Consider the following 7,565-nt stretch of genomic DNA (forward strand, 5'->3'; position numbering starts at 1 on the left):
CTCACTAAACTATAATCGTTTTTAATCTTTTATAAATCATCAAAGCAACTTCAACCCAAAACCAGCTATAAATGAAAGCTAATAAAAAACCAGTTATCAGAATTGAAAAGGAAACAGGCACGGCTGGACCTAAAACCGGAAAGTGAAAAATAAATAGTAGACTCATAATTCCTGACATTAAAAGAATGGCACCAGCAGCAATAACACTTAATCTCTTCCTCAAAAAAGAAAAAGATGCCCCTATGCCAAGTCCCAACAATCCTGTTGTAAAAGGAAATACAATGAGTTCAGTTGGCTGTAGGATGAATAACAACATAATTGTCAAAAGGTAGCTCACCACTCCAAATGGAATGGAAAACATGGAACCTAACAGGATGGGCGCAGTGGCTAGGGGACTTATAAAGTATCCTATACCTGGTAAAAAGCCACCAGCAGCCTGAAGTATGGCAGCAATGCAGGCAAAAATGGACACTAAAATGAGCTTCATCGTTCTATTATGTTTATTGAATAGGATTTGAGATAAACGAACCTCATCAGAAATAGGTTTAAAAAAATACACATTTCCACCTCATTCTAAATGGTTTATACGTTACCCTACATTATATTTGCCATTCATTAGAGGTGGAACCATTATTAAAGATCCAACATCCATATCCTGAAATGAAAAAGGATTTTCCTTTGCCTAATAAAAAAACAAGGCCATATTGGCCCTGCCTTTTATTCGACGATCACTTTCCCAACCATTCCTTCCTGGAAATGGTACCGGCATATCAGTTCATATGTACCCGGCTGTTTCGGTTGCACGGTAATGGTTTTTTCTTTACCTGCCTGAACCTCTGCGTCTATTCCGAGCTTTTCCACTGTGAAGGTGTGCTCTTTCTTACCTTTGTTTTTCAAAATCAACGTTGTGGCTGTTCCATTCGGAATAGTGATGGCTTCCGGATTAAAGAAATCATCGTTCAACTCGACCACAATCGATTTCACCGCAGGCTGAGCTACAACACGGGATTCGGCAGATACGCCGAATGATCCTAGAGTTGTCACAACTACAACCGTTGCAAGCATAACGACCAATCCCGTTACCCACTTTTTCACTGACATTCGCAATCCCTCCTTCCCTCCCTATCTTTTTCTAATTCATAAAATATTATTACTATTAATTTGGTTACAGTGCGCGTTCAAATAGGTGAAAAGAAAAAGATCGCCACTAATGACGATCTTCTGGAGTCCAATCTTATGATTTTGCATCATAGTCTTTTTCACATTTTACCATTATAAATTTAAATAGAAGGAAGATACACTCTCCATTCTTTCCAAGCTTTAAGATAGCCACTTAAGTCATGCGGATGAACTCTAATACAAACGCCTATACGTGTGTTAGATATGCATAAATTTTTGTGGTTTCACTTTTTCATGGCCCCCTTCTAGAGGCGCCCATGAACCTATTATGCTATGCTATTTATAGACTTACAAAGGGGGAATTATGTACATGTCATTTTTTGATAAAATGAAAGCAAGCATCGGAATCGGTGCGGCAAAAGTGGATACAAAATTAGAAAAAGATTCATACAAACAAGGAGAAACGGTAAAAGGGAACGTGTTTGTCCTTGGCGGAAACACCCAACAGGAAATCAATGGGCTGTACATCCATGTGATGACACAGGTTTTGAGGGAACAGGATGACCGTAAGTATTTAGATGATGTTACCCTTTACAAAATAAAGGTTTCGGATGCATTCGTCATTGAAAAAGGCGAAGAAAAGGTGATTCCGTTTTCCTTGCAACTTCCGTACGAAACGCCAATCACGATAGGGGACGTGTCTGTGTGGATGAAGACGGAAATGGATGTGACGTTCGCATTGGACCCTAAAGATAACGATTATATAAACGTATTTGAAAATGAAACAGTCAGTAGCTTCCTAAAAGCAATCGAATCATTAGGGTTTTACTTGAACAAAGTGAAAAATGTACCCTTCAAACGTAGCAAAACGGGTGTCTTTCAGGAATTCGAATACAAGCCAAAGGGCGGTCCATTCCAAAGAAGCCTTGATGAGGTTGAAATCGGATTCGTCGCGGACGCTCAATCCGTAGATTTATTCATCGAAGTGGATAGAAAAGCAAGAGGACTTTCTGGGTTTTTGGAAAGTGCAGCAGGAATGGATGAATCCAAGATCCGAGTGCAATACAAACATTTCCAAAAAGAAAGTGTAGAAACAGCCAAGCAAGAACTGATGGATATACTATCCCGTTATTCTCGATAAATTGGATTTGCTTATCTGCCTTATATAAACCCCATACATCAGTTAAGGTCATACCTGTTTCTCTCCAATCAATACCATATTAATAGACAATATAGTCAAAAGAATAACGATTATACTAGATTATTAGATTTTTCATTAAACAATAATACCTATTAGTTCATTAAAGGCTGTCGAGGGTTTCTCAACAGCCTGAGCCAATCACTGTATTAATGATCAGCTTTTTTCTTACCAGAATCTCCAAATAACCAAAGTAAAAGTGAAAGAAATGCTACGAAATAGAATGCGTATGCTACATTCCCTAACCAATTTATCGTTTGTCCCCTGAAGTATTGCAGACCAGAGCTTGCAAGATACTTGAGTATGATACCCACTATACAAATAATGAAGAATCTTTTCTTTGATATTGCCATAAATTCAAACCACTCCTATTCTTTGGCTGGCAATCCAACTAAACAATCCCCTATTTTTTTATGATTTTAACAATAAATGAACTTTTTCCTTGTTAAACTAATCTGCCCCGATAGTTGCATAAGAAAAGAAGCTGTTTCCAGCTCCATAGAGAAGTAAAGTACCTGTTAGTCGAAGAAGCAATATATTTTAATTGTGCAATTCCTCATACAATTTCTTATGATCTTTATCACGTATAATGACTTTATATGGTATTGCTTCAACGGATAATTCCTTCCTTTTTACTTCAACTACCTGTCTTGCATACTCTTCAATTCTTTCAGCTTGCTCTTCAGTCTCCTCTCCTTTGGATAATGAAGTCTTTAAAATGATTTCAAGAGGTTTTGGATGAAAGGAGTAGGCAAAACCATTTGTTTCTTTAAACTTTTTATGTGTTTCTTCCATAACTGCTGTAAAAATAGGCTGCCAACTCTGACCCTTAATTTCGTCTTCACTTTCTCTTTTGACTTCAACTTTAAACTTCTCATGCTTTTTTGCATATATTACATCATGTACATGTTTTTCTATTTGACTCTCCACTTTTTTGTAATGTTGCTTTGTTCCTTCAATCCCCACTTTAACGGTAACCCTTTTGGGGTTCGTAGATACTCCACTAGCTAAAATGGTATAACCCTTTTCTTCTACAACCTCTTGCGTTATTGTAAGTATTTCATCTGTAAGTTTCTCTAATTCTTTATTTTTTTCACTTGGTTCAACATTATCCCGTACTTCTAGTACTACCTCAACTCCATCAATTTTATAAGACTTAGCACATTTAAAAATAATATCTTTAATTTCATCCTCATGTTCTTGTTTAAAATCTTCATCCCCTACCCAAACAGTGAATGAAGGAGGCTCGGAGGAAAAAAGCCATGACATTCCTACTTCTACTTTTCCTTCATACTCCTTATTCTCGTTTAACTTTTTAGATATCTCGTCATATAAAGCATCTAGCTTTCCTTTCCTGTCATCCGTTTCCTTCAAGCTTTGCACAATTTGATTTATGAAAGAGACTTTTGATACAACCTCTGCCATTGCTGGAGAGATAAAAGCTGAGCCAATAAATAAACCCAATAATATGATCAACGCGATTCCAGAGTATGTTATTTTCTTGATCAGACTTACTTTTTTGATACTAGTTGATAGGATAGGATTCTTATTTCTCTCTTGGGACTCCAACTTTTCAATATCAGAAATGATTCGTTTTTTCAGTTCTTGTTTTTGTTTGGTTTTCCACAGTAGATCGACATTTAACTTCTTTAAGGAGATATCTAAATCAGTATCTTCATATTGTTTTTTCATCCAAATACCCCTCCTTTATTAGTTGTTTTTTTAAGGCTGGAATAGCTCTAAAAAGAGTTGATTTAACTTTACTCTCAGTCCAACTCAATATCTTTGCTGTATCCTCAATCGAAAAACCTTTGATTTTTCTTAAAACGATCACCTTTAGATATGTATCTTTGATTTCCCCTAACGCTTTATATAGTTCAGATGATTCCTCTTTTATTCGAATCATTTCTTCAGGTAATGAGGTATTGTCCTTTTGCAAGAGAAACACTTCTTTAAAGAACCTGCTGGGTTTGCGTTTTCTTAAAAAATCAACCGTTAAGTTGTGAGCGATACTGAATAGCCATGTTCTTTCACTGGAATGCTGTTTAAATGAATTATGATATAAGTACGCTTTTACAAAGGTATCGTGGGTCAAATCCTCTGCTTGTTGATAATCCTTAACCATCAATAAAATAAAGCTTAAAATGGATTTACTATGTTGGTCATACCAATCTGCAATTTCTAATTTTCTGTACTCCGACAAGTCTCCACCCCTCCTTTTCTTAAATTTTCAATACTTAGACGTACTAACTAAATAAAAGTTGTGTTTTTGCGTAAAAAAAATCTCTAAAAGTTTAGATTAGAGATCTTTTTGTTTTTATAGAACTGATGTTTATCAGTTGTCTTAGAAATAAGGTAAAAATCATGCTCTAAACTCATGATGATCAAGGAACTATCCTGCCCCTATGGTTCCATAAGAAAAAGCTGCCTTTAAAGACAGCCCCGATCTTCAGCAAACGCCCCTGTTAGTTCTATAAGAAATACGGTATGTAAAAAATGAAAATAAATAAAGAGATAACAATATTCATATATCCCCAAAATCCTTTTCTGTCTTTTTGAAGTTCGATAAATCCTGACACTAAAATAAATGCCCCAAGGATAAACATATAATAGGGCATTAACTCAAAGGTTTGAGTTATTAGACTATAACCTGATAGAACAATAACCACTATCGCTAAAATAGTTCTAACCACTTTCAAAAATATATTTCCCCCTAAAAATTAAATTCTTTTCCAATCATACCATTTAACACCTTGTCGTTTGTATAAAAAATGGAAATTAATTCTTTCATTATCCTGCTCCGTTAGTTCCGTAAGAAAAAGCTGCCTTAAAGACAGCTCCGATCTCCAGTAAACGCACCCGTTACCTGCAGAATAACATTGTATAAAACTACCTCATTGCACTTCCCGACATAACCATGCCAATAAATCCATATACAACGGTAACTCCCAAACCATACAAAATTAAGTTATCTTTTTTAAATAGTCTGATCAGTTCAAAGAAAGAAATGACAATCCGTAAAACCAACAATAGTCCAAATATACATAAAAATGACATCCCGAAAGCCATTGGAATCTCTGTCACTAACCTCATACCATCTGACTCATCATTTGAGATTACTCCAATTCCCATCCCAATATAAATCCACAAAAATGACCTCAATATCAATGTAAAGAACAAAATGTAGTAACGATGAACATTAGGTGCTAAAGAAGAATCCACAGACGTTATCCATTTTATAAAATACTTGATACATAACCTACACGAAATAATAGGATGTAACCACGCAAATATAAAATCTGTTTCATCGTCCTTAACATAAGAATTCCTTCCAAATGTCATATTAATTATATTTGATTCGTTTTTCTTGTTTTATTTCCTTTTCATCTTCAACAACCAATCTAATAGTCATAGTATAAATCGAAATTATAACATAAACGAGGTTAAAACTTTTTCTGTGTTAAAGAGTCATTTAGGTATAAAACAACATTGCATCAACTGCGTTCACCTTCCTCAGGAATACGAAATACTTAGTTCCGAATTTTTACATTTCATTGTTGTGGGGTTTATATAGAAAAGGTGCTGCAACAACCATTATGAAATATATTTTCCATTCCTTACTTTAATGAATTGATTTAGTGCAAAATCCAATGCGTTAAATCTTTATAGTCCTCAACAAACAGGGCGCTTTAATTAAATAAAACGAGAGCACACTTGCATAATATGACTCTTCATTTATAAGCTCTTATAGGCCACCATCTAAACCGTCAATTTTCACCCCTCTACTCCAATCACGATCGATTTTTAATTCATTATTTGTAGTGGATATGGTTAATTCTCCTTCCTTTTCATAAATTTTAGATGAATTCTCGTCATAAACTTTAAATGTTGTTGTATATAAGTAATCTATTGTGCCATCATCATTTTTGCTTTGTTCTTCAAGTTTCACATCTTGTACTTCAATACTTTTATTAATTTGTTTGGATACCAATTCTGGTATTTGAAATTTACGGTTAGCGATTTCAGCATTATATTGTTCTTCTGTTAAATATAATTTAATCTTTTCTGCGATTTCATCAAAAGTTGGGGGATTGGATGGATCTTTAATAGTATATAGTTCTTTACTATAGTTATTAAATAGTATTTCTGCCTCTTCTACTTTGACCACATTTTCCTCTTTTAGGGGTTTTTCTTCACTGTTTTCTTTGATCACATCTTTGTTACAAGCAACTGCACCAATAAACAATACAAACAAAAACAATAAACTAAGAATTTTCTTTATGATAGCCACCTCATTTCCTTCAAATGAACCTACTCTCTACATATTCTATACATATTATGAATTAACCTTGTTAAACTAACCTGCCCCGTTAGTTCCATAGAGAAAAAGCTGCCTAAAAGACAGCTCTGATCTTAAGCTAACGCCCCCGTTAGTTGAAGAAGGGTGCTTTTTACTTTAACTTAAATAGATGATTTTTCTAATTTCGCACATTCAAAAAAACAAATTTGGCAGCCTTCTTCTTGGAATTCGTAACCTTAAGTTCAATATAAAACAGTTGGGATTCTAATAAATCAGGCAAATCCCATTTGCTCCTTTTCATATTATTAGGAGGTTTGATTTCTTAAACTTTATTTAACGAGTTGTTAGTGAGAAAGATGCTACCAAACCAACCTAGCTTGGTTCGGTATAGGGTAGGTCATTCAATTTTCCCCAACTAGCTGAGTCGCGTGATAACAAGGTGTGCTGAAACAGGCCTTGTTCCTCCAGCCAAAGGAGTGATGGTAAGCGCCGTGGAATTGCCAGCAGGATTTCGTACAGTGAGTATTGAATTGATGACTGATGTTTGCACAAGAGCCATTCCTACTATCTGAGACGTACCGGTTGCCCGCCCGATCACCGTATAGGCTAGGTCAGCACCATTGAGAGTTAAAATCAGTTGGCCTGCTTCGGTCACACTCACCTGAAACAAGATCTGGTAGATACCGATATCTCTTAACACAAATTGATCGGGACTGGCACCATTACGGAAAATGCCCCCCCCACTATTAGGTCCATCTTGCGGAAAATCGACGTCTGTACCAGGAGCAACTGTTGCTGCATTATCAGGTGGCATCAATGCATAAAAATCCGCGAAATCTAATACTGATCCTTGTGCTCCTGTAGCTCCTGCTGGCCCTGGAATCCCTTGAAGTCCTTGTGCTCCTGTAGCTCCTGCTGGCCCTGGAATTCCTTGAAGTCCTTGTGCTC

General features: G+C 35.8%; 9 protein-coding genes. 1 reads left to right on the forward strand and 8 read right to left on the reverse strand.

The window, feature by feature from the left end:
* Nucleotides 1-4 precede the first annotated feature (4 nt).
* Nucleotides 5-559: a hypothetical protein gene (locus AC2YHV_RS18950; RefSeq protein ID WP_487373846.1), complete on the reverse strand. Its 555-nt coding sequence runs from the start codon at nucleotides 557-559 to the stop codon at nucleotides 5-7.
* A gap of 158 nt (nucleotides 560-717) precedes the next feature.
* The gene (locus tag AC2YHV_RS18955; RefSeq protein ID WP_063575117.1) at nucleotides 718-1,101 is read right to left on the reverse strand and encodes a cupredoxin domain-containing protein; all 384 of its coding nucleotides are present in this window, start codon (nucleotides 1,099-1,101) and stop codon (nucleotides 718-720) included.
* A gap of 388 nt (nucleotides 1,102-1,489) precedes the next feature.
* Here AC2YHV_RS18955 and AC2YHV_RS18960 point away from each other — a divergent pair, with 388 nt between their 5' ends.
* Complete coding sequence (locus AC2YHV_RS18960) at nucleotides 1,490-2,260, forward strand: sporulation protein (protein WP_057216934.1); 771 nt, start codon at nucleotides 1,490-1,492, stop codon at nucleotides 2,258-2,260.
* 597 nt (nucleotides 2,261-2,857) lie between these two features.
* On the opposite strand, the gene AC2YHV_RS18965 is transcribed toward AC2YHV_RS18960, so the two are convergent.
* From AC2YHV_RS18965 to AC2YHV_RS18990, 6 genes are all read right to left on the reverse strand, one after another.
* On the reverse strand, nucleotides 2,858-4,009 hold the full coding sequence (locus AC2YHV_RS18965; RefSeq protein ID WP_487373847.1) for a DUF4179 domain-containing protein: 1,152 nt from the start codon (nucleotides 4,007-4,009) through the stop codon (nucleotides 2,858-2,860).
* Nucleotides 3,993-4,520: an RNA polymerase sigma factor gene (locus AC2YHV_RS18970; protein WP_487373848.1), complete on the reverse strand. Its 528-nt coding sequence runs from the start codon at nucleotides 4,518-4,520 to the stop codon at nucleotides 3,993-3,995. The genes AC2YHV_RS18965 and AC2YHV_RS18970 overlap by 17 nt, the downstream gene beginning before the upstream one ends.
* Before the next feature lie 268 nt (nucleotides 4,521-4,788).
* Complete coding sequence (locus AC2YHV_RS18975) at nucleotides 4,789-5,010, reverse strand: DUF3953 domain-containing protein (RefSeq protein WP_239861535.1); 222 nt, start codon at nucleotides 5,008-5,010, stop codon at nucleotides 4,789-4,791.
* Nucleotides 5,011-5,206: 196 nt separating this feature from the next.
* Complete coding sequence (locus tag AC2YHV_RS18980) at nucleotides 5,207-5,467, reverse strand: hypothetical protein (protein ID WP_487373849.1); 261 nt, start codon at nucleotides 5,465-5,467, stop codon at nucleotides 5,207-5,209.
* Nucleotides 5,468-6,062: 595 nt separating this feature from the next.
* Nucleotides 6,063-6,608 (reverse strand): hypothetical protein, encoded by a 546-nt coding sequence (locus tag AC2YHV_RS18985; RefSeq protein ID WP_487373850.1) that lies wholly within the window; start codon nucleotides 6,606-6,608, stop codon nucleotides 6,063-6,065.
* A gap of 424 nt (nucleotides 6,609-7,032) precedes the next feature.
* Nucleotides 7,033-7,565: collagen-like triple helix repeat-containing protein (locus AC2YHV_RS18990; RefSeq protein WP_487373851.1), on the reverse strand; the 533-nt coding region annotated here is incomplete at its 5' end.

It is taken from the genome of Peribacillus sp. SRI_006 (genome assembly GCF_057586375.1).

Coding starts and splice junctions, on each gene's coding strand:
- AC2YHV_RS18965 (WP_487373847.1), bottom strand. CDS start 4,009: ATGAAAAAACAATATGAAGATACTGATTTAGATATCTCCTTAAAGAAG.
- AC2YHV_RS18955 (WP_063575117.1), bottom strand. CDS start 1,101: ATGTCAGTGAAAAAGTGGGTAACGGGATTGGTCGTTATGCTTGCAACG.
- AC2YHV_RS18960 (WP_057216934.1), top strand. CDS start 1,490: ATGTCATTTTTTGATAAAATGAAAGCAAGCATCGGAATCGGTGCGGCA.